The organism is Hyunsoonleella sp. 2307UL5-6 (genome assembly GCF_047345485.1).
GTDB lineage: Bacteria > Bacteroidota > Bacteroidia > Flavobacteriales > Flavobacteriaceae > Jejuia.
This window is the reverse complement of sequence record NZ_JBLFEN010000001.1, coordinates 716,924-742,244: the sequence shown is the minus strand read 5'-3', so window position 1 is coordinate 742,244 and position 25,321 is coordinate 716,924. Positions and strand designations below refer to the sequence as shown.

At 32.6% G+C, this 25,321-nt stretch carries 21 protein-coding genes; 15 read left to right on the top strand and 6 right to left on the bottom strand.

Features of this window, described 5'->3' with window-relative positions:
- The first annotated feature begins 50 nt into the window (after positions 1 to 50).
- Entirely contained in the window at positions 51 to 2,978 is a 2,928-nt protein-coding gene (locus ACKGJY_RS03290; RefSeq protein WP_413972417.1) for an FAD-binding and (Fe-S)-binding domain-containing protein, read from the top strand.
- Here the strand turns inward: ACKGJY_RS03290 and ACKGJY_RS03285 are convergent.
- Positions 2,971 to 3,816 carry a UDP-2,3-diacylglucosamine diphosphatase gene (locus tag ACKGJY_RS03285; RefSeq protein ID WP_413972416.1) on the bottom strand — a complete coding sequence of 282 codons (846 nt, stop codon included), beginning with the start codon at positions 3,814 to 3,816 and terminating at the stop codon, positions 2,971 to 2,973. The two genes, ACKGJY_RS03290 and ACKGJY_RS03285, sit on opposite strands and share 8 nt — an antisense overlap.
- Before the next feature lie 195 nt (positions 3,817 to 4,011).
- On the opposite strand from ACKGJY_RS03285, the gene aroC reads away from it, so the two are divergent.
- The 3 genes from aroC to ACKGJY_RS03270 all read left to right on the top strand — a co-directional run bounded on the left by aroC (position 4,012) and on the right by ACKGJY_RS03270 (position 8,044).
- Positions 4,012 to 5,073 (top strand): chorismate synthase, encoded by a 1,062-nt coding sequence (aroC, locus tag ACKGJY_RS03280; RefSeq protein ID WP_413972415.1) that lies wholly within the window; start codon positions 4,012 to 4,014, stop codon positions 5,071 to 5,073.
- A 432-nt stretch (positions 5,074 to 5,505) separates the two neighbouring features.
- Positions 5,506 to 6,831 carry a dicarboxylate/amino acid:cation symporter gene (locus ACKGJY_RS03275; RefSeq protein ID WP_413972414.1) on the top strand — a complete coding sequence of 442 codons (1,326 nt, stop codon included), beginning with the start codon at positions 5,506 to 5,508 and terminating at the stop codon, positions 6,829 to 6,831.
- 49 nt (positions 6,832 to 6,880) lie between these two features.
- A complete protein-coding gene (locus ACKGJY_RS03270) occupies positions 6,881 to 8,044 on the top strand; it encodes a sulfurtransferase (protein ID WP_413972413.1) in 1,164 nt (387 codons plus the stop codon).
- A gap of 361 nt (positions 8,045 to 8,405) precedes the next feature.
- On the opposite strand, the gene ACKGJY_RS03265 is transcribed toward ACKGJY_RS03270, so the two are convergent.
- From ACKGJY_RS03265 to ACKGJY_RS03250, 4 genes are all read right to left on the bottom strand, one after another.
- Positions 8,406 to 10,478 (bottom strand): mucoidy inhibitor MuiA family protein, encoded by a 2,073-nt coding sequence (locus ACKGJY_RS03265; protein ID WP_413972412.1) that lies wholly within the window; start codon positions 10,476 to 10,478, stop codon positions 8,406 to 8,408.
- A gap of 153 nt (positions 10,479 to 10,631) precedes the next feature.
- On the bottom strand, positions 10,632 to 11,066 hold the full coding sequence (locus ACKGJY_RS03260) for a hypothetical protein (RefSeq protein WP_413972411.1): 435 nt from the start codon (positions 11,064 to 11,066) through the stop codon (positions 10,632 to 10,634).
- Between the two features lie 84 nt (positions 11,067 to 11,150).
- Positions 11,151 to 11,570 carry a thiol-disulfide oxidoreductase DCC family protein gene (locus tag ACKGJY_RS03255; RefSeq protein WP_413972410.1) on the bottom strand — a complete coding sequence of 140 codons (420 nt, stop codon included), beginning with the start codon at positions 11,568 to 11,570 and terminating at the stop codon, positions 11,151 to 11,153.
- 81 nt (positions 11,571 to 11,651) lie between these two features.
- Positions 11,652 to 13,823 (bottom strand): endonuclease MutS2, encoded by a 2,172-nt coding sequence (locus tag ACKGJY_RS03250; protein ID WP_413972409.1) that lies wholly within the window; start codon positions 13,821 to 13,823, stop codon positions 11,652 to 11,654.
- 158 nt (positions 13,824 to 13,981) lie between these two features.
- Here ACKGJY_RS03250 and sppA point away from each other — a divergent pair, with 158 nt between their 5' ends.
- The 5 genes from sppA (at position 13,982) to ACKGJY_RS03225 (ending at position 19,618) form a co-directional block, all read left to right on the top strand.
- Positions 13,982 to 15,745 (top strand): signal peptide peptidase SppA, encoded by a 1,764-nt coding sequence (gene sppA / locus ACKGJY_RS03245; RefSeq protein ID WP_413972408.1) that lies wholly within the window; start codon positions 13,982 to 13,984, stop codon positions 15,743 to 15,745.
- Between the two features lie 328 nt (positions 15,746 to 16,073).
- On the top strand, positions 16,074 to 16,958 hold the full coding sequence (locus tag ACKGJY_RS03240) for a hypothetical protein (protein ID WP_413972407.1): 885 nt from the start codon (positions 16,074 to 16,076) through the stop codon (positions 16,956 to 16,958).
- 38 nt (positions 16,959 to 16,996) lie between these two features.
- Positions 16,997 to 17,692 carry a hypothetical protein gene (locus tag ACKGJY_RS03235; RefSeq protein ID WP_413972406.1) on the top strand — a complete coding sequence of 232 codons (696 nt, stop codon included), beginning with the start codon at positions 16,997 to 16,999 and terminating at the stop codon, positions 17,690 to 17,692.
- Positions 17,693 to 17,719: 27 nt separating this feature from the next.
- Positions 17,720 to 18,478, top strand: coding sequence for a hypothetical protein (locus ACKGJY_RS03230; protein ID WP_413972405.1), 759 nt, complete (start codon positions 17,720 to 17,722; stop codon positions 18,476 to 18,478).
- Positions 18,479 to 18,481: 3 nt separating this feature from the next.
- Positions 18,482 to 19,618, top strand: a complete 1,137-nt coding sequence (locus ACKGJY_RS03225) for a gliding motility-associated C-terminal domain-containing protein (protein WP_413972404.1) — start codon at positions 18,482 to 18,484, stop codon at positions 19,616 to 19,618.
- On the opposite strand, the gene ACKGJY_RS03220 is transcribed toward ACKGJY_RS03225, so the two are convergent.
- Positions 19,615 to 21,258 (bottom strand): acyl-CoA carboxylase subunit beta, encoded by a 1,644-nt coding sequence (locus ACKGJY_RS03220; RefSeq protein WP_413972403.1) that lies wholly within the window; start codon positions 21,256 to 21,258, stop codon positions 19,615 to 19,617. The genes ACKGJY_RS03225 and ACKGJY_RS03220 overlap by 4 nt on opposite strands.
- A gap of 447 nt (positions 21,259 to 21,705) precedes the next feature.
- Here ACKGJY_RS03220 and ACKGJY_RS03215 point away from each other — a divergent pair, with 447 nt between their 5' ends.
- The 6 genes from ACKGJY_RS03215 (at position 21,706) to ACKGJY_RS03190 (ending at position 25,258) form a co-directional block, all read left to right on the top strand.
- Entirely contained in the window at positions 21,706 to 22,074 is a 369-nt protein-coding gene (locus tag ACKGJY_RS03215) for a DoxX family protein (RefSeq protein ID WP_413972402.1), read from the top strand.
- A gap of 11 nt (positions 22,075 to 22,085) precedes the next feature.
- Positions 22,086 to 22,616 (top strand): NADPH-dependent FMN reductase, encoded by a 531-nt coding sequence (locus ACKGJY_RS03210; protein ID WP_413972401.1) that lies wholly within the window; start codon positions 22,086 to 22,088, stop codon positions 22,614 to 22,616.
- Positions 22,617 to 22,644: 28 nt separating this feature from the next.
- Positions 22,645 to 23,082 (top strand): MarR family winged helix-turn-helix transcriptional regulator, encoded by a 438-nt coding sequence (locus ACKGJY_RS03205; RefSeq protein WP_413972400.1) that lies wholly within the window; start codon positions 22,645 to 22,647, stop codon positions 23,080 to 23,082.
- A gap of 24 nt (positions 23,083 to 23,106) precedes the next feature.
- Positions 23,107 to 24,003, top strand: a complete 897-nt coding sequence (locus tag ACKGJY_RS03200) for a pirin family protein (RefSeq protein ID WP_413972399.1) — start codon at positions 23,107 to 23,109, stop codon at positions 24,001 to 24,003.
- Positions 24,004 to 24,258: 255 nt separating this feature from the next.
- On the top strand, positions 24,259 to 24,975 hold the full coding sequence (locus tag ACKGJY_RS03195; protein WP_413972398.1) for a pirin family protein: 717 nt from the start codon (positions 24,259 to 24,261) through the stop codon (positions 24,973 to 24,975).
- A 100-nt stretch (positions 24,976 to 25,075) separates the two neighbouring features.
- Entirely contained in the window at positions 25,076 to 25,258 is a 183-nt protein-coding gene (locus ACKGJY_RS03190) for a CAL67264 family membrane protein (RefSeq protein ID WP_413972397.1), read from the top strand.
- The last annotated feature ends 63 nt before the right edge of the window (positions 25,259 to 25,321 follow it).

Here is a 25,321-nt window from a genome sequence, read left to right as displayed (position 1 = left end):
ACAAAAATAACGCCAAAATTGTATTTATATTTATCGTTTTAGTAATATTTATGACAGTATCCATAAAACATCATTTAAAAACCTTAGCATCAAAACTTTCTGGCATATTACTTTTTGATGATTTAATAAAAGCTATTTATGCTACAGATGCATCCGTATATCGTATGTTGCCGTTGGCAGTAGCTTATCCTAAAAATAATGAGGATATTAAGCTATTAATTAATTTTGCTAAAATGCATAACACTTCCTTAATTCCTAGAACTGCTGGCACCTCATTAGCAGGTCAATGTGTGGGCAATGGTATTGTTGTTGACGTTTCTAAATACTTTACTAAAATTATAAGTTTAGATAAAAACACAAAAACAGTTACTGTACAACCAGGCGTGGTTAGAGACCAATTAAATAATTATTTAAAACCTTACGGCTTGTTTTTTGGGCCAAATACATCAACATCAAATAGGTGTATGATAGGAGGGATGGTGGGCAACAATTCCTCTGGAACTACATCTATACAATATGGCGTAACCCGTGATAAGGTTATAGAGTTACAAACTATTTTAAGCAATGGTAAAGAGGTTACTTTCGGTGCATTATCTTCAGAAGACTTCAAAAAGAAAACGACATTAAATACGCTTGAAGGTGAAATATATAAAACGATTTATAGTGAATTAAAGGATGAGACCATTCAAAAGGAAATAAAAGAACATTTTCCGAAGCCAGAAATTCATAGAAGAAATACTGGATACGCTATTGATGAATTAATTACATCCAACGTATTCTCAAACACTTCAGAGCAATTTAATATGTGCAAGTTGTTATCTGGTAGCGAAGGTACATTGGCATTTACTACCCAAATAACACTAAAACTTGACGATTTACCACCTAAATACAGGATAATGGTACCAGCACATTTTGATACTATTGAAAAATGTTTGCAAGCTGTTGTACCAACAATGCAACACCAATTGTATAACTGTGAAATGATGGATAAAACCATTTTAGATTGTACAAAACGCAATAAAACACAGCAAGAAAACAGACGATTTTTAGTAGGCGATCCTCAAGCAATTTTAATGTGTGAAGTTAGATCTCATGATTTAAAAGATGCAAATTTACAAGCAGCAGCATTAATTAAAACTCTAGAAAACTCTGGTTTAAGCTATGCGAATCCTATTTTAGAAGGCGAAGCTATTGATAAAGCGAATAACTTACGAAGTGCGGGATTGGGGTTATTAGGCAACATTATTGGAGATGAAAAATCGGCAGCCTGTATTGAAGATACCGCTGTGGCACTGCCAGATTTAGCAAATTATATTTCTGAATTTACCAACTTAATGAAAAGCTATAATCAGGCGGCTATTTATTATGCCCATGCCGGAGCTGGAGAATTGCATTTACGCCCTATTTTAAATTTGAAGACAAAGGACGGTGCTATACTATTTAGAAAAATAACTACTGATGTAGCCCATTTGGTTAAAAAATATAAAGGCTCTTTTAGTGGAGAACATGGTGATGGTATTGTAAGGGCAGAATTTATTCCGCTGATGATAGGTGGAAAAAATTATGAAATTTTGAAACGTATTAAACATGTTTTTGATCCTGATGCTATCTTTAATCCTGGAAAAATTGTTGATGCTTTCTCTATGGATAAATCTTTACGTTATGAAGTGGGTAGAAAAGAACCAGAAATAGAAACCTTAATGGATTTTTCTAAATCTCAAGGTATTCTAAGAGAAGCCGAAAAATGTAATGGTAGTGGCGATTGTAGAAAACTGCCAGAGTTTGGTGGCACCATGTGTCCTAGTTACCGAGCTACTAGAAACGAAAAAGACTCTACAAGAGCAAGAGCTAATGCTTTACGCGAGTTTTTAACAAATTCAGAAAAATCGAATAAATTCAATCATAAGGAATTGAAAAACGTTTTTGATTTATGTTTAAGTTGTAAAGCCTGTGCAAGTGAATGCCCTAGTAGTGTAGATGTTGCAAGTTTAAAAGCAGAATTTCAGTATCAATACCAAAAAGAAAATGGTATTACTTGGCGTACTAAACTTTTCGCTTATAATAACAGTTTTAATACCATTGGCAGTAAGCTTCCAAAATTATCAAACTTTATTTTTTCAAATACATTTACAGCTTCAATATTAAAAACTAGTTTTGGTATAGCAAAAGCACGAAGTTTGCCTTTAATATCAAATAAAAGTTTAAATAAAATATACAATACTAAAAGTTTTAGGGTTGAAAAAACAAAAAGTATTAAAACGGTTTATCTTTTTAATGATGAGTTTACCAACTTTTTAGATACTAAAATTGGTGTTGATGCTTTGGTACTTTTACAATCCTTAAATTATCAGGTTAAAATTATAAATCATGCTGAATCTGGTCGTGCATTTTTATCAAAAGGATTGCTAGAACAAGCAAAAGCATTTGCTAATAAAAATGTATCTGTTTTTAAAGATTTAATTTCTAAAGACACACCACTTATTGGCATAGAACCTTCGGCTATTTTAACCTTTAAAGACGAATACTTAAAATTAGCAAACGATAAAACTTCCGCAGAATATATCGCAAAACATACCTTTTTAATAGAAGAATTTATTCAAAGTGAAATTGAATTAGGTAATATTACTTCAGATCAATTTACCTTAGAACCAAAAACTATCAAATTTCATGGACACTGTCATCAAAAAGCGTTGCGTAATCAATTGTCTAGCTTTTCAGTTTTAAATCTACCTAAAAATTATAAAGTTACCGTTATACCTAGTGGTTGCTGTGGTATGGCAGGTAGTTTTGGTTACGAAAAAGAGCATTATGAGGTTAGCATGCAAATAGGAGAACAAACCTTGTTTCCAGCAGTACGTAAAGCAAGAGAAACCGTTGTTATATCTGCAAATGGTACAAGTTGTAGGCATCAAATAAAGGATGGTACTGGTAAAGAAGCAAAACACCCAATTACTATTTTGAAAGAGGCACTTATTTAGTTTTCCTAGATTTATCTACTATTGTTATTGCTGCAATTAAATCTTTAATTTCCATGTCTTTAACGTCTTCATCAGCAAAGAAAGGCGACAGCTTATCGTTATGATAATTATAAATTTTCCAACGCTTAAATTGGTATTCTAAAGCTGTAAAATTCTCTACCCAATCGCCCGAGTTTAAATACATGGTTGTACCGTACTTATTTTCTCGAATTTCCATTTTTGGTTGGTGTATATGCCCGCAAACTACATAATCATAACCATTATCAATCGCTACATCGGTAATTACTGTTTCATAATTATTAATAAACTTAACTGCACCTTTAACACTGTTTTTTATCTTTTTAGACAGGGAGTATCGTTCTTTTCCAAGTTTGGTTAACATCCAATTAATCAACCTATTTAAAAGGATAAGTACATCATAACCATAACCGCCAAGTTTAGCTAGCCATTTTGCATTTTGTATGGAAATATCAAATACATCGCCATGAAAAAACCATCCTTTTTTGCCATCTAAATCTAAAACCAATTTATCTACAATTGAAATATTTCCAATGGTAGTGCCGCTAAATTTACGCAGCATCTCATCATGATTACCCGTAATGTAAACCACTTCAACGCCATCAGCCGCAAAATCCATAATTTTTTTAATCACTTTTAAATGCGATTTAGGGAAGTACCGTTTGCTAAACTGCCAGATATCAACAATATCTCCGTTTAACACTAGCTTTTTAGGGTTTATGCTATTCAAATAAGTTAAAAGTTGTTTTGCATTACAACCATAAGTACCTAAATGCACATCAGAAATAACTACGACTTCTACTTTACGTTTCGTTTTCAATTGATAATAAACTTGCTAAGAGATATAACATTAACTAACACTACAAATAACAGCATTTAGTATTATGCAAAGTTTACTATTCAATTAATTAATTATGAGGATATTGTTAGGTTAATGTTATCAAATAGATGATTTTGATTATACTGAAATTAGTGTAATTGAAGCCTATAGTTTATTTTAGCAAAAAAATTAAAGATGGCTGGAAATTCCTTTGGAAAATTATTTAATGTATCAACATATGGAGAATCTCATGGACCTGCTTTAGGCGGTGTAATTGATGGTTGTCCTCCAGGAATTGAGCTGGATATGGATGCTATTCAAAATGAATTAAACCGACGTAAACCAGGGCAATCAGCCATTGTTACCCAACGTAAAGAGCCAGATGGCGTAAAGTTTTATTCTGGAATTTTTGAGGGTAAAACCACTGGAACGCCCATTGGTTTTGTTATAGAAAATACCAATCAGAAATCTCATGATTATTCGCATATAAAGGATAGCTACCGTCCAAGTCATGCTGATTACACTTACGATAAAAAATATGGCACACGAGATTACCGTGGTGGTGGACGTAGTTCTGCTCGAGAAACTGCTTGTCGTGTAGTAGCAGGCGCCATAGCAAAACAAGTACTTAAAGATGTAAAAATATATGCTTACGTCTCTAGTGTTGGTACCATGAAGTTAGATAAGCCTTATAATCAAATCGATTTATCGCTTATAGAATCTAATATTGTGCGTTGCCCTGATACTGAAATGGCAAGCAAAATGGAGCAATATATAAAAGAAGTTCGTAGTAAAGGCGATACTGTTGGTGGTATTATAAGTTGTGTTGTTAAAAATGTACCAGTTGGTTTGGGAGAGCCAGTTTTCGATAAATTACATGCCGAATTAGGTAAAGCCATGTTATCTATAAATGCCGTAAAAGGTTTTGAGTATGGTAGCGGTTTCCACGGTAGTACTATGTATGGTAGCAATCATAACGATGCATTTAATACAGACGGTAGTACAAAAACCAACTACTCTGGTGGCGTACAAGGCGGTATCAGTAATGGTATGGATATTTATTTTAATGTGGCATTTAAACCTGTAGCAACCCTAATCCAGAAATACGAAACCATAGATAAAGAAGGTAAGGTTGTGCAAATGCAAGGTAAAGGTCGCCACGACCCATGTGTAGTGCCAAGAGCAGTACCTATTGTAGAGGCTATGGCAGCACTAGTCTTGGCAGATTTTCACTTAATTAATAAAACATATTCTTAAAATTTTAAGGAGCTATTTCCCGCTTTCCACTATATCTTTTTTGTGTTAAGTATATGTATATATTTATGTAGTTAACCGCTTTTGTTATAAACTTTCCTAAGTATTTAGGTATTTTACAAAGCACAAAAAAGGATGCCGTTTCAATCGGGGCTAAACTATCTGCCAAATTATAGGTAACCCTACAGTTATGTAATTTTTGCTAAGGTTATTTTATGTATTACATTTTATCTAAAATGTTGAAACCATCAATTTGTTTTCTATAAAAATTTAAAGCGTTTATTAATCAATTTAGAATTAATACTATCAAATTATTATAATCGTTTAATTTATTAGAATAAAGCGTTTACTAAGTTTCAAATTATCTACTGAATTATATATATTGTAACGAATTTTTATTATTCATTATTCAAAAGTTATAATCTATTATATTTTATGAAGAAGCTTGCACTACATTGGAAAATTATTATTGGTATGATTCTCGGAATCATTTTTGGTTTTATAATGAATACAGTAGATGGCGGTACTATTTTTATAACAAAATGGATTGCACCATTTGGTACTATTTTTATCAACCTTTTAAAGCTTATTGCAGTACCTTTAATTTTAGCATCTCTTATAAAAGGAATATCAGATTTAAAAGATATTTCTAAAATAAAATCAATGGGATTGCGCACTATAGGTATTTATGTAGCCACTACATTGGTAGCTATAATAATTGGTTTAACTATAGTAAATTTGGTAAAACCCGGTGCAGGCATGCCTGTAGAAACTATAGAAAAAATAAAAATAAAGTATGAAAATGATGCAGGTGTTACCGATAAATTAATGAAAGCAGCAGCACAAAAAGATGCTGGCCCACTACAAGCACTTGTTGATATTTTTCCAAGTAATATATTTAAAGCTTTTGCAGACGCATCAATGCTACAAGTAATTTTCTTTGCTATTTTTATGGGTATTTGTTTGCTTTTAATAAGTGAAAAGAAAGCGAAACCATTAATAGATATTTTCGACTCTTTAAATGAAGTAGTCATGAAAATGGTAGATTTAATTATGCTTTTTGCACCTTATGCGGTGTTTGCATTGTTAGCCAATGTTATTATAGCATTTGATGATACTGAAATTTTAGTTAAACTATTATATTACGCGTTTTGTGTTTTTGGTGGTCTTGCTTTAATGATATGTTTTTACCTTTTATTGGTAGGTACATTTGTCAAAAAGTCGCCAATGTGGTTTTTAAAGCAAATTAGTCCAGCGCAATTATTGGCATTTTCTACAAGTAGTAGTGCTGCTACATTACCCGTAACCATGGAGCGTGTAGAGGAGCACTTAGGTGTAGATAAAGAGGTGTCTGGTTTTGTATTGCCTGTTGGTGCTACAGTAAATATGGATGGTACAAGTTTGTATCAAGGTATTGCAGCTGTATTTATTATGCAAGTTGTATGGCCAGAAGGGTTAACTTTTACAAATCAGTTGTTTATTATTCTAACGGCGTTACTAGCTTCAATTGGTAGTGCTGCCGTACCAAGTGCAGGTATGGTTATGCTTGTAATTGTATTAGAAACTATTGGTTTTCCAGCGGAATTATTACCCATTGGTTTAGCACTTATTTTTGCTGTAGACAGACCTTTAGATATGTGTAGAACTGTAGTGAATGTTACTGGAGATGCTACTGTATCCATGCTTGTTGCAAAGTCTTTAGGTAAACTACACGACCCTAAACCTAAAGAATGGAACGATCATTATGAGGATGTAAAATAATAATTCGTTTTTTTTATTTAATTTTAAGCTATTCTTTTAAATTACATTCATGTCTAAAACACACATTAGCTTAAATACACCTATAGTTTCCGTACAATGGCTTCATGAAAATTTAGAAGCTGAGAATTTGGTGGTCTTAGATGGCACTATCGCCAAAGTGTTTAACGCTATGTCGCTTCAAATTCCTAATGCCCGTTTTTTTGATATTAAACAAAAATTTAGTGATACTACAAATCCATTTCCTAGTGCCTTTCCTTCAGAAGTTCAATTTCAAAATGAAGCAAGAAACTTAGGGATATTCTCTAATAGTGCCATTGTGGTTTATGATGATAAAGGTATTTACTCAAGCGCTAGAGTTTGGTGGTTGTTTAAAGCTTTTGGGTTTACTAATATTGCTATATTAGATGGTGGTTTTCCAGAATGGCAAAAGCATGACTTACCAACGGAGTACATGAATGACTATGATGGTAAAAAAGGAGACTTTGAAGCAAAACTTCAGTCTGGATTCATGACCTTTTTTAATGCTATTGATAAAGCATCAACAGATAAAACACATAACATTATTGATGCTCGATCTGGAACACGTTTTAATTGCGAAGTGCCAGAACCTCGCGAAGGGTTGCGCCGTGGTGCAATACCAAACTCAGTTAATTTACCTTTTACTAACCTTTTAGAAAATGGTAAATTCAAATCAAAAAAAGAGATAGCAAAAGCATTTTATATGCTAGCAGAAAAAGATGATGCTATTATTTTTTCTTGTGGTTCTGGAATTACGGCTTGTGTACTTGCATTGGGTGCAGAACTTTCAGGATATAAGAATATTTCGGTTTATGACGGGTCGTGGACAGAATACGGCGCCTTAACTTCTGGTGACATGTCGCAACCAAAAACGTGGACTAAAGACGAGTTATTAGCCTATATTTTAATTTATGTATCTCATTCTGATTTAAATGAGACTTGGAAAGAGAAAGCATATATTTTAAGTCGTGTAGATAAATCTGTTTACAAACGTGTTTACAGTCAATTTGAAAAAGATAACGATTATCAAAGTATTCAACATATTATTGAAGCTGTTAAAACGCATGATTATTATAGGAATGATTTAGCTGACTTGTTTGCAGATGTTAAGCTTATGGCCTTTGCAGATGGCACATATACAGATATGGAAAAAGCGGTATATACCAATTTAAAGATGATTTTAAAGGATGTATAAATTAACGCATAGTAAAAATATAACTATTATAAATTTTGTAATTGTATGTTACTTTATACTTCTTTGGTTAATAAGTAATTACAATATAAACTTAAGTTTGGTAACCTTTTTTTCGGAATTATTTACAATAACCTTTCTCATTGCTCAACTCGTTTTTTTAGTCATAGGAATACGTCATATAATTAAAGGTCAAAGACATTTAATGACGTTACTAAGTGTGTTGTTATTAGCTTTATGTTCTTATTTTACCATAACAAGTTTTTGGGCTTAGCGCAATAATTTGGCTAGCATTGTAAACTATAATCAATGTAAATACTTCTAGTTTTATGATTAATAAAAAGAACTATTGGCAATAAATATATTACAAATTAACCTTTCTATACTTAGGATATTTCACATTATATAAAAATTGATGTTTTTGTGTAGTACCTGATTTAATTCTAGTTTTCCATGTTAATATGCCTTTTTTAGGATTAAAATCAGCGTCTCCTGAGTCAATATCATCTACTTTAATATCTTTATTTTGACTAATAGGAATTCTATCTACAATCACAATATCAATAGCAGAAGTTTTATTATTTTTTATTTCAATGTCATATCCTTTTTCAACTATTCTATTATTACCGATAAAGTTTGTTTTCTTAAAATTATTAGTAGGTTTTCTTGTAATCACTACATTAGGATCTACACCTAAAGATACAGTTAGGCTATCGGTAGTAGCATAAGGATTTATGTTTGTTATACCAGAATAGCTGTCTTCAAAATAAATATTGGCTTCACCAGGTAATAAATTTAGTTGTTGCCAGTTTGCAATTTTAGCAGTTAAAAACACGTTTTCATTAATTACTGGTGCTGTAAAGTATGAGAAGGTTGCAGGTAACTTAAAGTTATCAATTTCTATAACAGTTACGTCTCCATCAGAAGTTATAGTTGATAGTTTTTGAATTTCAAAACTTGTATTAGAAATACCGTGAGAAATAATATCACCATTTGACGTGTAATTACCTTTTTTTGTGGTAATTAATATCGCACCGTTAGATGCTCTACTGCCGTAAATACCTGTTGCAGCATTTCCTTTAAGTACATCAACATGTACTATCATATCTTCACTAATACTTTTAAACTCTTTTTCATTTTTAATGGTACCGTCTATAACATAAAGTGGTGTGCCTTTAGATTTTATAGAACCTACACCTCTAATTTTAATATTTGAAACACTGGAAACTGATGCTGTACTTGATACATAGCCATTACCATTGCTAGTACCATAACCCACAACCACAACTTCATCTAAAGCACTAACATCTTCTTCTAAACTTAAATTTATAATACTTGAGTGAATGGGAATTGTAGTTGTTACATATCCTAAATACGACACCTCTAACTCTTTTGCTCCTTTTGCATCAAGTGAAAAATTACCATCAAAGTCTGTTGCACTTCCAATAGAGGTGCCTTTTAATAGAATAGTTGCTCCTGGTAATGGTAAACCACTGGCATCAGTAATAGTACCGCTAACATGTTTTACAAAAGGATTATGTTTAAACTCGTAACGTTTTGTTACGTTTTGCTGCTTATAATTGCTTACAAAATTTAAATATTTAGTATCCATAATGGGTTTAATATTATTAGTATTTGGATCATTAGTAGATAGCGTTAATTTTACAGTATCCCAACTTACACCAGTAGTTTGGTATACATGCGCTTTATAGTATAACTCTAAAGGTGCATTGATACTTTTAGCTTTTAAATCGTAAATAGGAAACCAACCTGCATTAGTAACATTGTATTTTATAACTAAGTTGAGTTGTTTTTTAGTGTTAGAAGTTAGTTTTACTTTAATTTCTCCAGTTTGTATATTATCGTCTACATTTAACTCTACCAACTGTCTTTTTATATCTTCTATCTGTGATTTATAGGTTCTATTTTTCTTTAACGATTTGTTTAGTAATGTATTCAATTCAGTAATGCGCTGTCGGTAATACGCTGCAAACTGTTTTAATTTTTCTAAGCTTACCACTTGATTATCATTACCAAGTTTTCGATTCTCTTCTATAATTTTTATTTCTTGAGTGTAGCCTTCCATTATATCTTGCTCTAAGCGAATAGCATCATTAAGTGCTTCAATATCATTTTGAAGTTGTGTTACAGTTTCGGTTTTATCAAATTTTGTAATATGATTTATAGCATAGTTAATGGATAGGATAGAAGTACCGTTTAATCCCGAAACTTGAATACTATTTTCTTTAATATGCGGTGACAATTTGTTAAACGAAAATTCTGTTGTGCCTTCTGGCAATGTTATTTTAGAATACCTGGTAATTTGTGCACCGTCAACAAAAACGGTTACTGCTTTTATTGAGGAAGTTGTGGGGTTTTTAGTAGTAGAAAAGATAGTTGAGGTCCACAAAAGTAATACTATATACAATAGTTTCATGATTAGTTGTTTTTAAGTTTTGATTAAATCTAGAAACATTCAAAACATTAAAAAACGAACAATGAGTAATCGATACTTTTAAATGAGTTAAAAGCTAATTTTGATGAGTTTAACTCTAAGCAAATTATTTTAATGGCTTTGAGAAATAATTTTTTATAAATAAACAGTAACTGTGTTATCTTCCACTTTAAAAGTGTTACTGTTTACTTGTACGTCTATAAGATCACCAAAATCACAGCATTCATTAGTATTAGGTGTTGATGTGTTGTAAGATAGACTGGTTGTTATTTGAGAGTCTATTCGAATTTCTAAAAAGTCAGATGCACTCTTTTTTTCAATATATAACAACCCTTTAGTTTTGATAATAGTAAATTCAAATGGATTTTCAGAAGCGTCTAGTATAACAATAGCTGTATTAGAAATATTATCTTGAAGAATGATGTTGTCTTTTGTGGTATTATCAACTAAGTCTATAAGAATAAATGGAGTTACACATGAAACGGCAGAACAATCTGGTAGCCCATCATCTTCAGTTTTACAACAAACATATAGAGTAATTATTATAAAGTAGGCTAATCTATTTATCATGATTTAAAGCATTTTCTTTGTAGATGAGTGAAACTTATAAAGGTTGCGTTGTATTAGAAAAGAGCTAGTGTTTTTAGATACAAATTAGCTTAAAAATTTATTCTTCAATTCTGGTGTTGGTATCATACAGGCCTCTTTTTTGCCAAACCATTTATAACGATTTTTTGCAATAAAATCGTAAACCCAATTACTAATAAAAGAGGGAATAATAAGAAAAACACTTAAAATATTGATTGGAAACCCTAGTTTAGAGGCCACTTTTAGAGCTGCAGTACTTTTAGAAACAATTCCTTTTTTTGGAGTAAATAATAAAATTGAATCTACTTTTTTAGTGTCAATATTAAAATGATTGATGATTTTTTGTCCTGCTTCACTTTGCAAAGCGGTAAACATAAACTGATTATTTTTATCGTGTTTAATTACAAATTGTACCGAAGAATTACAAAGGTTACACACCCCATCAAATAGAATTAATTGCTTGTTTTGGGGTATATTAAACGTCATTATACAAAGATATAAACATTATAATTTATTAATAAAACGAGTTCTACTTAATGTTTTTTTAAGTAGAAATACTCAACAAACTCAATTTTTAACAGCCTCTACCAGTTCCAATAAATCCAAAGCTACATTGGTAGTAAACATACCATAATTTACATTGGCCTTGTTTTTTTCTATACTATCAATACTACCAACAGCTCTACCATCGTGCATACGCACACGGTCGCCTACTTTTAAAATGGGTTTTGGTTTTGGTGGTGCTTCTGCTGCTTTTTGTTTTGCTGCTTTTTTCTTTTTTCTTATAACATTAACCTTCTTTTCGGCTTCTTGCTTTACCTGCTGTTCCTTAGCTTTTTGAGCTTTCTTTTGTTTAGCCGAAACTTTTTTTCGCTTAGAGTTTTCAATTTGTACTACTTTAAAAAGTTCGCCCATTAAGGCCTTCTTTTGTTTGTTTTCAAAGTATTTTTCGGCAATATCATTTACTTTTTGTCCTAAATAAATCAAACGTTGATTGCTATCATATAATTCTTGATAGCTCTCAAGTTTCTTTTGTACTTTGGTGTTTATCTCTTCTAATTTATCAGCCTCTTCAATCTTCTTTTTCTCGTTGAGTTTTAAAGATTGTCCTGTTTTTTCTAATCTAGAACGCTCTTTCTGTAGCTTCGCAATGGTAGCATCAAAACGTACTTTACTACGTTCAATTTTCTTTTTTGCTCTATTAATTAACGAATATGGAATACCATTTTTTTGCGCTACTTCAAACGTAAAACTACTACCAGCTTGCCCAACAATAAGTTTAAACATAGGCTCTAGAGTGCGCTCGTTAAACAACATGTTAGCATTAATCATATGTGGTAATTCTGTAGCTAAAATTTTTAAGTTAGAATAATGTGTGGTGATAATTCCAAAAGCTTCTCTATGATAAAACTCTTCTAAAAATGCTTCGGCTAATGCGCCACCCAATTCAGGATCAGAACCTGTACCAAACTCATCAATTAAAAATAAGGTATTTTTGTTGCACTTTCTAAGAAAATAGTTCATCTGTTTTAGACGGTAACTATATGTACTTAAATGATTTTCAATAGATTGGTTGTCGCCAATATCACTTAAAATTCTGTCAAATAAACATACCGTGCTACGTTCATGTACAGGAATTAGCATGCCACTTTGCAACATAACTTGTAGTAAACCAACAGTTTTTAAGGTGATACTTTTACCACCAGCATTTGGGCCAGATATTACAATAATTCTACTACCTTCTTTAAGAGATAGTGTTTGCGGAAATGTTTTTTCTTTCTTCTCTAAATTATTTAAATAGAGTAGTGGGTGGTAGGCATCACGTAAATACATGCTTCTATCTTCCGAAATTTCAGGAAGAATAGCATTCATAGATTTAGCATACTTTGCTTTTGCCGAAATTACATCTATACCAATTAAAAACGTTTGGTAATCTTTAAGAAGCGTTAAAAACGGACGCATAAAATCGGTAACTTCTTTTAAAATACGAACAACTTCTTCTTGTTCTTCGTATTCTAAATTATTGAGTTCTCGCGTGTATTGTAGTGTAGTCTCAGGTTCAATATATACAATACTTCCTGTTTTGCTACCGCCCATTATAGCGCCTTTTACTTTGCGACGATACATGGCTTTTACAGCTAAAACACGTCTGTTTTCTACCACAGACTCTCTAATGTCGTCTAAATATTCCAGATTGTGGTAGGTAGTTAATGCAGATGCAAAACTCTGATTTATTTTACCTTTTACTTTATTTATAGATTTGCGTAAATCGTATAAAGTGTCTGATGCATTGTCTTTTATATCACCAAACCTGTCTACAATAGCATCTATCTTCTCAATTAAAACTTTTGTAACCTCAATATGCGACGCATATTTATTTAAATGAGGGTAATATTCTTCAAACTTTTTTAAAAACTTTAGTATAGTATTAACCGTTAAAGATATAGATACAATTTTTTTTAATCCATGAACTTCTAAAAAGGTGTTTTCTATATTTAAGAGTTGAATTTCCTTTGCAATAGTATCAAAACCGTGGTTAGGTATACGGTTGTCATTATAAAATGATGATACGTAATCATTAGTAAGATTTAGGGAAAATTGTAAATCTTCTTTGGTTTTAAGCGGAAGTATTTTTAATGTAGCAGCATTTCCCAAAGGTGTAATGCACAACTCGCTTACCTGTTGCAATACCGTTTGAAACTCTAAATCTTGTAATGTTTTTTCGTGAATGTGTATCATTCTTTAGTATAATCGAAAAATGAAAGTGCGAAGTTATGAATTCTTTAAGTGAAGTTTTAATAAATTTGCAGAATTGAAAATTTATGTTGAATGATACAATTGTAAATAAATTGTAACATTTTTTCTTTTTTCAGACTAACGAATAAAATTTAAGAGTAATGGGATTTTTAAGAAGAGTATTTTCTACAGTAGTGGGAATTTTTGTGTTTTTAGGATTATGTTTTCTGGGTTTAATTGTTATTGGAGCCTTGTTTGGCGGGGCTTCGGAAGATGTGGTTCAAGTTAAATCGAATTCTGTATTAGAGCTTAAACTAGATTTTCCCATAAACGATTATGCAGGAAAAACAATTTTTAAGGAGTATCCTTTTTTAAATGAGAATGAGAAAAATGGCTTATTTAATTTAGTTGATGCTATAAAGTATGCGAAAACAGATGATAAAATAAAAGGTATTTCTATAGAAAATAATTTTATTATGGCTGGTATTACGCAAACAAAAACACTTCGTGATGCTTTGTTGGATTTTAAAGAATCTGGTAAATTTATAGTGTCTTATGCCGACATATATACGCAAAAAGACTATTATTTAAGTTCTATTGCTGATACTATTTATATTAATCCTGTAGGGATGATGGAGTTTAAAGGATTGTATACAGAGCGTTTATATTTTAAAGATTTTCAAGAAAAATCTGGCATAAAAATGGAAGTGGTGCGCCATGGTAAATACAAAAGTGCTGTAGAGCCATTTTTAGAAAATGAAATGAGCGATAATAATCGAGAACAAATATCAGTATATTTAAACGGATTATGGTCTGAAATGAAAAAAGAGGTATCAGCATCTAGAAATGTACCTACAGAACAATTAAATATAATTGCCGATAGTTTGTTAGCCAGAACACCACAATTAGCTGTTAATTCTAATTTAGTTGATAAAATAGCGTATTACGACGAGTATATTTATGGGTTAAAAGAAGCAACAGGAACTGCACAGGATAAAAAATTAAAAACAGTTACAATAGAAGATTATGCACGACATGTATCGCCTAAATTAAAAGCAAAATCAAGTGAAAATAAAATTGCAGTTATTTATGCCGAAGGTGATATTATGTATGGCGAAGGAGAACAAGGTATAGTAGGACATATTACAATAAATGAGTCTATAATAAAAGCAAGAGACGATGAGCGCACTAAAGCTATTGTTTTAAGAATAAATTCTCCTGGAGGAAGTGCTTTAGCTAGCGAACTTATTTGGAGAGAAATAGAATTGACTAAAAAAGTAAAACCTGTTATTGTATCTATGGGAGATTTGGCTGCCTCTGGAGGATACTACATTGCTGCCAATGCAGATAAAATAATTGCCGAATCTACTACAATTACAGGTAGTATAGGTGTATTTGGTACATTACCAAACTTTAAAAATCTTGCTGATGATATGGGGATTAATGCAGAACAAGTAGCAACTAATGCCAATGCAGTTACTTACAGTGTTTTTGAACCGCTCAACAAAAATCAACATAAATACATAAAAGAAGGTATAATTGATGTGTACAGCTTATTTACAAAACGAGTTGCAGATGGCCGAAACTTAACATCAGAACAAGTAGAAGATATTGCACAAGGACGCGTTTGGACAGGGAATGATGCTTTGCAGCGCGGTTTGGTTGATGAATTAGGAGGATTAGATGTAGCCCTAAAACATGCTGCTGAAGCTGCAAAAATTGAAGATTATAAAATTAGAGAGTATCCAGTTTTTGAAAAGAATCTAGATGAAATGTTAGAAACTTTTGGTTTAGCAAAGGCTAAAGAACAAATTTTAGCCGAAGAACTTGGTGAAGAAAACTATAAACTTATCAAAGAAGTAAAGCGTTTAACAGAAAAAAAAGGCGTACAGTTATTGTTTCCTTTTAGTATGGAAATAAAATAACTACTTTATGTATTAACATATTACAACTTGATAACAAAGGGAGGCTTTTTACAAAAAGCCTCCCTTTGTTTATTTTAACTACTTAGCATAAACAATTAAACTATAGGTATTAGTCATTCGTCTACATTTATTTTATCCTATCTAAAATTGACTTTTAAATACATTCTAGTCATCTATTTTTGTTAAAAGTTTTATTTTTTTAAAAAAAAGTGACTTTACTTACAAGTATGTGTCTTAATCGTATAATAAATGTTTTAAACCTTTTACAGAATTGTATATAAACAATAAAATATTAGCCCCAGCTCTATTTTTGTTTGCTTTTCCTTTCTTGATGTTAGCTCAGGTAAAAATTGGAGATAATCCATCTCTAATAGATTCCAACTCCGTCTTAGAATTAGAAAGTAATAACAAAGTCTTAGTGATAACGCGATTGTCTCAGGTAGAAATCGATGCATTAATTCCGTTGGAAGGTGCAATAGTATACAATACAGATATACAATGTGTATTTGCTTTTGATGGTATTGTTTGGAAAAACTTGTGTGATGCTCCAAATATAAGAATACGCAATTCTGCACCTATAGACAATACTGTCGGTGATTTTTGGTTTAATAATACAAATAATATAGTAAGTATTTGGGATGGTAACCAGTGGTTACCAATAAATATTAATCCTCGTCGTGGCAATGGTCCACCAAATACCTCAATTCAAAATCCTTTAGCAGGTGATATTTATGTCGATAGAATTACTGGAGACATATTTACGTATAATGGTACTAACTGGGTGCCGTTAAATCAAAGTATAGCTGTAAATAATGGACTTTCTATTACAAGTAATACAATACAATTAGGAGGTAATTTAATTAATCCTACTGTAATTACTACTAATACTTTAAACACATTAGCAATTCAAGGATTAGAAGATACAATTTTAGATAATTCTAATAATAGTATTGTAGTTGTGGATAACACATCTGGTGTTTTAAAGAAAGTCTCTACAACAAATTTAGTAACTCAAGAACAAGTAGTTATTGTTGCAAGCAATGGTCAAACACAATTTGCGCCACCAAGAATAGTAACAGATATTGATAAACTAGATGTTTATAGAAATGGTGCTCGTGTAGCATTTTCAATAATAAACGCAACAACAATAGAAGTAGAACCAGAAGCCACATGTTTTCAAGGCGACGAAATACGAATAGTACAATTAAATTAATAGCAAGAATATATAATAGATAATTAAACCCAGAACACATGAAACAGAATTTTTTAAAATTAGGATTAGCATTAATAGCTATTTTAACCTTTAGCTTAGGTAATGCACAACAAACTACAGGAGATGTCGGAAAAACAGAAGATGTAGGACGATCTTCAACACTTGATGGTACCATTAGAGTTATTGATAATAAAGGAACTAAAAAGTTTTTACAAGTTAAAAATGGTATTACACTTTTAACTGATGCAACCCCAGATGGTGGTATTGTATCTACATGGCAATTAGGAGGAACTTTAACAGATGATACATTTATTGATGCTTCAGGAGCAGTATTTGCTTTAGATGGTTTAGAGTTGGTTGATACTACTACAGATGCACCGTCTACCGATGCTACTGACGGTTCTACTGCTGCAACAGCAACAGGAACAGGATGGACCGTTTTAGTTAGAGATGAAGCTACAGGTGAAACAAAAAAATTATTAGCTACTGATATTGTTGCGGCTGGACAATTAACAGCAACAGCATCAGCAGACGGAACAGCTCCTGCACTTGCAGATGGTTCTATACCAGCTATATATCAAAAAGTATGGGTATACAGAAATGGTGCTAAATTAGTGGCAAATGTAGATTATACAGTAGCTGCTGGTGTAGTAACATTAGTACCTAGTACAACAGCACCAAACGATTGGGAAATCTTTAATGGTGATGTTTTTGAAGTACAGTGGATTAACTAAAATAACTACCCAAAACCCAAATCATAGATGTTAAGTTCCTTACTAAAAACATATAATTTCATACTTTTAATAGTCTTAGCGTTGGTTGCAACTACAACAACCAACGCTCAAGAAGTTAGGGTGATAGATAATAAAGGAACCTTAGAAACTATAAGAAATAACCAAGTTACAACTGCTAACGTAGCACCAATTAATCCTCTTGAAGGTGATGTTTGGTTCGATACTAGCGGTACTACTCGTGTAACAAAAACCTATGATGGCACGCAATGGATATCAGAATCTGTTAATGTTTATACAGGTTTCTTTATAGTAACGTCTTCAGGAATAGCAACAGTTACTTCTATTCCATTTCAACCCAGTCAAGTCACGTTTGTTGCACACGCAAATGTGGAAACTTTAGATTTAAATGCAGATAGTGGTATTGGTAACAATGTTAGAGGTATTGGTAATTCACACGGTACCATGAATGGTTTTGCAAGACTCAATACTGATAATAGCATAACGCAACAGGTTATTTACATAGGCGCACATGGTAACTCTATCAACGATATATCAAGATTTGCCAGTAGTAGTAATTGTATAGGTTTACGTTATGGCGATCAAAATGGTAATAATTTGGGTGTAATAAGTGGTGCTTTTACAGGTTTTACTGCAGATGGTTTTACAATTAATGTTACTTATACCAACGGTGTTATTACAAACAATAGCACTAATCCCATCCTAAGAGTACAACCAAATGATGTTCAAAATGAAGACGTAGTAGTTTTATTTACTGCTTATAGATAAAAGATGAAATACATCATTTACATATATTTAATTGCAATAGCTAATTGTTATGCTCAACCTGCATTTCAAAACTATGGCAATATACAAATGCATGAAAATGCCGAAGTTGGTTTTCATATAGACCTTATAAATGATGGTACATTTAATGAAAATTTAGGACTTGCAGGATTTTACAATACCGAAAATGAACTATCTATCTCTGGTTCTCAAATACCACGTTTTTATGATATGGAAGTTGATGTAGTAAATCATCTGTTTTTAGATATTAATACAGAAGTTGTTAATAGTGTAAGTTACATAACTGGCGATATTATTACACCACGGGATGATTCAAGTATTGCTATTGATTATCTAAATAATTCATTTTATATTTTAGAAGACGATGAGAGAAATACCGATGGATACGCTAGTTATTCAGGCGATTTGTCTTTTACATTTCCAATAGGAGATAATGATAAATTACGGCCTTTAATCACAACAAATTCAACACCTAATACTCGTGTAAAAGCTGCGTATTATGATGAAGATCCAAACGTTCCATCAACCTTTAATACTAGTTTTAATACACAGTCATTAGAGCCAATTATTGGCGCAACAAGTACAATTGAATTTTGGGATTTTGATGGCCCAATAAATTCTTTTGTTACTCTAACATGGAATTCTGAAAGCGAAATAGATAATCTTGTTTCAGATTTAAGTAAGCTTAGAGTAGTAGGTTGGCATATTCAAGATATGCAATGGAAAGACTTAGGTAATACCAATACAACAGGATTATTAAATGAAGGTACAATTACCTCTTTTTTGTTTAATCCGTCAGATTACGAAGTTATTACGTTTGGTGCATTAATCACCGAGGATGATATAAATATCTTTAATTTAGTATCTCCAAATAATGACGGTATCAATGATACGTTTACAGTTGAAGGTATAGAAGCTTTTGATAATGAGTTAACCATATTTAATAGATGGGGTTCGGTAGTTTATAAAATGGATAATTATCAAAATAATTGGGATGGTGTCGCAAACGTTAAACACGTCATACAACGTCAGAAAAAAGTACCCGTTGGCACCTATTACTACATATTAAAGCTTAAAGATTCTGGTAAAACTTCAACGGGTTGGTTGTACATTATTTATTAAACCTGCAAAACCCCCAAATTAAATTGTTTTTCAATTGGCGCATGATTTGCAGCCTCAATCCCCATAGAAATCCAAGTTCTGGTATCTAACGGATTTATAATAGCATCCGTCCAAATCCTAGCAGCAGCGTAATATGGCGATACTTGATTGTCATATCTCGCCTTTATTTTATTATAAAGTTCATCCTCTTTTTCTTTAGTAAACTTTTCACCTTGCTTTTCAAGTGAAGCTTTTTCAATTTGCAATAAAACCTTAGCGGCAGAATTTCCACTCATTACCGCAAGTTCTGCACTAGGCCATGCAAAAATTAATCGCGGGTCATAGGCCTTACCACACATAGCGTAATTACCCGCACCATAACTATTTCCAATAATTACCGTAAATTTAGGCACCACCGAATTACTCACAGCATTTACCATTTTAGCACCATCTTTTATAATACCAGAATGTTCACTTTTACTACCAACCATAAAACCAGTAACATCTTGTATAAACACTAACGGAATTTTCTTCTGGTTACAATTGGCAATAAATCGTGTGGCTTTGTCCGCCGAATCATTATAAATTACACCACCAAACTGCATTTCGGTAGGTTTGGTTTTAGAACCTGTAGTTTTTACTAATTTACGTTGGTTGGCCACAATACCAACAGCCCAACCATCAATACGCGCATAACAGGTGATGATGGTTTGTCCGTAACCTGCTTTATATTCTTCATAGTCTGAGTTGTCAACTAGTCGTTTTATAATTTCATACATATCGTACTGATCTGCACGACTTTTAGGCAAAATGCCAAAAATATCTTCTGGATTTTCAGCAGGCTTTTTAGCATCAATTCTATTAAATCCTGCTTTATCGTAATCTCCTATTTTATCTACTATATTTTTTATTTTATCTAAAGCATCTTTATCGTCTTTAGCTTTGTAATCAGTAACTCCCGAAATTTCACAATGTGTCGTTGCACCACCCAAAGTTTCATTGTCAATACTCTCACCAATAGCAGCTTTCACCAAATAGCTACCCGCTAAAAATATACTTCCTGTTTTATCAACTATTAAAGCCTCATCACTCATAATAGGCAAGTACGCACCACCAGCAACACAACTCCCCATAACGGCAGCAATTTGGGTAATGCCCATACTACTCATAATGGCGTTATTTCTAAAAATGCGTCCAAAATGTTCTTTATCAGGAAAAATTTCATCTTGCATGGGTAAATAAACACCTGCAGAATCCACTAAATAAATAATAGGCAACCTATTTTCAATAGCAATTTCTTGCGCACGCAAATTCTTTTTTCCTGTAATCGGAAACCATGCACCAGCTTTAACCGTAGCATCATTAGCCACCACAATACACTGCTTACCTTTAACGTATCCCATCTTAACAACCACACCACCAGAAGGACATCCACCATGTTCAGCATACATATCTTCACCTGCAAAAGCACCAATTTCAATAGATTTAGCCTTAGCATCCAACAAATAATCAATCCGTTCTCTAGCAGTAAGTTTGCCTTTACTGTGTAGTTTTTCTATTCGGTTTTTACCACCGCCTAAACTCACTTTGGCAAGCCTTTTATTAAGCTCAGAAACTAAAAGTTTATTATGATCTTCATTTTTATTGAAGTTGATATCCATTTGTATATTTATTTGTAGACGAAGTTACAAAACCATTTTTGCTCCTAAAAGCGAATAATTTATTAAAAGAAATATTCTTAATTCAGGCTATCCACTGCACCAGCATGCGATACCGCAGGTAGGCAGGTCTTTTAAACGTTATACCCCAAACGTCATTGCGAACAAAGTGAAGCAATCTCTGCAATTACAACAGCTTGCTTCGTTATAATTGCTCTTAAAGAAGTTATATTTACCGGGCTTTAAAAAGTATGCCGTCGCAATACCTAACACGATTCAACCCGCCAGCAAATTCAAAACTCAAAGATCTGTGCCTCTTTGCAAACTCTTATTACTATTACAAAAAAAATAATTCTAATACTTAAGTAGTAAATTAAATAACATGGAAATATATTCCTTGGAATATAAAATTATTTATTATATATTTGTACCGTATTTAAAATAGAAAAGATGAAAACAAATAAAATCATATACTTTGCTGCAACGGTATTGCTAACTGCTGTGATGCTATTTTCGGTTAGTATGTATTTTTTTAAGCATGAGATGATAAAAGGTGCTTTCGAAAGTTTTGGCTATCCTACATATATTATTTATCCTTATGCAGTGGCAAAATTATTAGGATTAGTAGTTTTGTGGTTACCAGGGTTTAAAACCTTAAAAGAGTGGGCTTATGCAGGATTCTTTTATGCGTTTGTATTAGCCTTTTTTGCACATTATATGATAGGAGATGGGCAACAAGAAACCGCCGTAGTAGCTTTAATTGCTTTAGCAGTATCATACATATTTTACAAAAGAATTAATAAAATAAATAGAACTTAAAAAAACGATAAATGAAAAATATAATAGCATTTGCAGGAAGTAACAGTAAAACATCAATAAATAAACAATTAGCAACATATGCATCAAGTTTAGTAGAAGATGCTACTGTTAACGTTTTAGATTTAAACGATTTTGATGTACCACTTTATGGTATCGATTTAGAGAATGAAAAAGGCATTCCAGATAACGCAAAAACGTTTTTAGAACATATTAAAACATCAGATGGCATTGTACTGTCACTTGCAGAACATAACGGTGCCTATGCCGCAGTATTCAAAAACTTATTTGATTGGATGTCTAGAATAGAAGGTAAGTTATGGAACGACAAACCTATGCTTTTAATGGCAACCTCGCCTGGTAATAGAGGAGGAGCATCCGTTTTAGATATAGCAAAAGACCGTTTTCCTAGACATAACGCGAATATCGTGGAGGCCTTTTCTTTACCGTCTTTTGGTGATAATTTCTCTGATGGAAAAGTAGCAAATAATGAATTGAATTCAGATTTGAAAGAAAAAGTGAAAGCATTTCAAAATTCATTATAATTTTAGACTACTACAAAAACATAAGCACATGGGAGATATTTCAAAGGATATAAAATCTAAGTTTATCAATAACAAAGTAAAAGCGATGTTAAATATCATTTATACCGCTAATTGGATAAATAGTGTTCACAATGATTTTTTTAAACCTTATGGTGTATCTCCCCAACAGTTTAATATTTTAAGAATACTACGTGGCGCGGGCAAACCGCTTAAAGTACAAGAGATTAAAGCGCGTATGATTGAGCGCGCACCTAATGCCACAAGGCTTATGGATAAACTTTGTGATAAAGATTTGATACAACGATTGCCATGTCCTGGAGACAGACGTGTTGTTCACATAGAAATTAAAGCGTCTGGTCTAACACTATTAAAACAAATAGAAGCCAACTTAAATGACGACTTACTAGATAAATTATCTGAAGATGAAGCTGCTACACTAAGTGATTTACTAGATAAGATTAGATAAAAAAAATTTAAACTAATAGTTTCCATGGAAACTATTTCAATAATAAATATCATGAAACTAAATACAATAAAAACAGTAGGGCGAGGCGATTTCGTTAATATGGGCCCAATACAATTGCGGCAACCCATACCCACAAGGACTATTGATAACATAGATCCGTTTATATTATTGCACCATTACGGACCTTATGACATTTCAGAACAAAATAACCCGTTTGATTTAGGGCCGCATCCACATCGTGGATTTGAACCTATTACCTTTTTAATTGAAGGTGAGCAGTTTCACAGAGATTCTTTAGGGAATGAAAGTATTGTTAAAGCAGGTGACGTACAATGGACAACAGCTGGCAGAGGTATTATTCATGCCGAAGCACCAACGAAAGATTTCGTACAAAAGGGTGGCACTTTAGAAGGTATTCAATTATGGTTGAATTTACCAGCGGAAAAGAAAATGATGGAAGCCAATTATCAGCATATTGCTAATGACGATTTTAGAGTGGTAACTTCTGATGATGGTAAAGTAAATATTCAAATTATAGCAGGGGAGTTAGAAGGCGTTTATGGACGCATAAAATCGCAAACATCCGTAAATGCTTTTATGATAAATGTTGAAGAAGGAGGGCGATATGAAGTTGAAGTTCCGCATTCACATCAATCAACTGTGTATTTATTAAAAGGAGACGTCTTTATTAATGGAACTGAAACTTTGAAATTAGATAAAAATCAGTTGATCCAATTTAGTCAAGATGGCGAAGGGTTTTATATTGAAGGAAACACGACAAGTAAATTACTATTTCTTTCAGGTGAGCCTTTTAACGAGCCTATAACCACTTACGGCCCTTATGTAATGAATACGCAAACCGAAATTATGGAAGCAATGCGCGATTATCAAATGGGGAAAATGGGTTTTTTACCCGTGTAAATACTCAGACCTGTAAGGTTTATAAAACCTTATAGATTTGAAACAGATAGGAGTAAGTATTCCCCTCCTTGGAGGGGTAAAGGGTGGGTTGAAGAGTATGAGTGGCGCGTTAGGGATTGCAGTGAAAAGCCCACAGCGGAGGCACGGAGCGAGGACTTGTAACGTAAAGCCCGACCCCTTGCGGGTAACCTGCCTGCGATACCGCAGGTAGGCAGGCGCCCAAATTAATATTTATAAAAAATAAAATTTAAACTGATGAAAACAGTAATTCACAAAGCAGATAGTAGAGGTGTAGCAGACCACGGATGGTTAAAATCGTACCATACCTTTAGTTTTTCAAGTTATCAGAATATAGAACGTATGAATTTTGGAAAATTACGAGTGTTAAATGATGATTTGGTAAAGCCAAAAATGGGTTTTGGTACACATCCGCACCAGAACATGGAGATTATTTCGATTCCGCTTTCAGGTGCCTTATCTCACAAGGATAGTATGGGAAATAAGCGCGCGATTGAGGTTGGTGAAGTACAGGTAATGAGTGCAGGTACAGGATTGACACATTCAGAATTTAACGATAGTAAAACAGATGCGACTAACTTTTTACAGCTTTGGATCATCCCAGAAACCATGGGTGTAGCACCAAATTACGAGCAACGCAAGTTTGAAACTTCTGAACGTAAAAATATCCTACAGACAGTAGTGGCACCAAAGGATAAGTTGGAAGGTGATGCGTTGCCTATTAGTCAGCAGGCTTATATTTATAGAACAAATTTGGATGCTGGTAATTCGGTGATTTTAAACATAAAAAACTCAGATAATGGCTTTTATGTTTTTGTTACTGAAGGTAATGTTGCAGTTTCTGAAAATATCTTAGATAAACGCGATGCTATTGGGGTTTGGGAATCTGAGGCTATTACGATTTTTGCTAATAAAAATTCAGAAGTAATTATTATTGAAGTTCCTATGAATTAGTATGTTGTTTGGTTAATAGCGAAAAAAGCATCTAGAAATAGATGCTTTTTTTATTTAAAACTACGATATTTGCTGATATACTAACCAAAATGAAACGAGTATGGCGATGAATAAAAATACAGTATTATCTTGGGCTACCCTTTTAATGATTATTATGGGTGTTGCACTTATTCTAATGGGAGCTTATAGATATCATGAAGTTGCTGGTTGGGGTTTTGCAACCGTTGGTATTGGATTTTTTGCAATAGCGTGGGTATTCAATGCTTTAAAAGGAAGAGTTTAAGGATTTACGATTTTTTAATAAACGATTAATGTTTTACGCTTCAACAATTCAACATATAAACAT

Excerpts from the sequence above, each read along its gene's own strand:
- ACKGJY_RS03290 (WP_413972417.1), top strand. The coding sequence starts at position 51 with ATGACAGTATCCATAAAACATCATTTAAAAACCTTAGCATCAAAACTT.
- aroC (WP_413972415.1), top strand. The coding sequence starts at position 4,012 with ATGGCTGGAAATTCCTTTGGAAAATTATTTAATGTATCAACATATGGA.
- ACKGJY_RS03275 (WP_413972414.1), top strand. The coding sequence starts at position 5,506 with ATGAAGAAGCTTGCACTACATTGGAAAATTATTATTGGTATGATTCTC.
- ACKGJY_RS03270 (WP_413972413.1), top strand. The coding sequence starts at position 6,881 with ATGTCTAAAACACACATTAGCTTAAATACACCTATAGTTTCCGTACAA.
- ACKGJY_RS03265 (WP_413972412.1), bottom strand. The coding sequence starts at position 10,478 with ATGAAACTATTGTATATAGTATTACTTTTGTGGACCTCAACTATCTTT.
- ACKGJY_RS03260 (WP_413972411.1), bottom strand. The coding sequence starts at position 11,066 with ATGATAAATAGATTAGCCTACTTTATAATAATTACTCTATATGTTTGT.
- ACKGJY_RS03255 (WP_413972410.1), bottom strand. The coding sequence starts at position 11,570 with ATGACGTTTAATATACCCCAAAACAAGCAATTAATTCTATTTGATGGG.
- ACKGJY_RS03250 (WP_413972409.1), bottom strand. The coding sequence starts at position 13,823 with ATGATACACATTCACGAAAAAACATTACAAGATTTAGAGTTTCAAACG.
- sppA (WP_413972408.1), top strand. The coding sequence starts at position 13,982 with ATGGGATTTTTAAGAAGAGTATTTTCTACAGTAGTGGGAATTTTTGTG.
- ACKGJY_RS03235 (WP_413972406.1), top strand. The coding sequence starts at position 16,997 with ATGAAACAGAATTTTTTAAAATTAGGATTAGCATTAATAGCTATTTTA.
- ACKGJY_RS03230 (WP_413972405.1), top strand. The coding sequence starts at position 17,720 with ATGTTAAGTTCCTTACTAAAAACATATAATTTCATACTTTTAATAGTC.
- ACKGJY_RS03225 (WP_413972404.1), top strand. The coding sequence starts at position 18,482 with ATGAAATACATCATTTACATATATTTAATTGCAATAGCTAATTGTTAT.
- ACKGJY_RS03220 (WP_413972403.1), bottom strand. The coding sequence starts at position 21,258 with ATGGATATCAACTTCAATAAAAATGAAGATCATAATAAACTTTTAGTT.
- ACKGJY_RS03215 (WP_413972402.1), top strand. The coding sequence starts at position 21,706 with ATGAAAACAAATAAAATCATATACTTTGCTGCAACGGTATTGCTAACT.
- ACKGJY_RS03210 (WP_413972401.1), top strand. The coding sequence starts at position 22,086 with ATGAAAAATATAATAGCATTTGCAGGAAGTAACAGTAAAACATCAATA.
- ACKGJY_RS03205 (WP_413972400.1), top strand. The coding sequence starts at position 22,645 with ATGGGAGATATTTCAAAGGATATAAAATCTAAGTTTATCAATAACAAA.
- ACKGJY_RS03200 (WP_413972399.1), top strand. The coding sequence starts at position 23,107 with ATGGAAACTATTTCAATAATAAATATCATGAAACTAAATACAATAAAA.
- ACKGJY_RS03195 (WP_413972398.1), top strand. The coding sequence starts at position 24,259 with ATGAAAACAGTAATTCACAAAGCAGATAGTAGAGGTGTAGCAGACCAC.
- ACKGJY_RS03190 (WP_413972397.1), top strand. The coding sequence starts at position 25,076 with ATGGCGATGAATAAAAATACAGTATTATCTTGGGCTACCCTTTTAATG.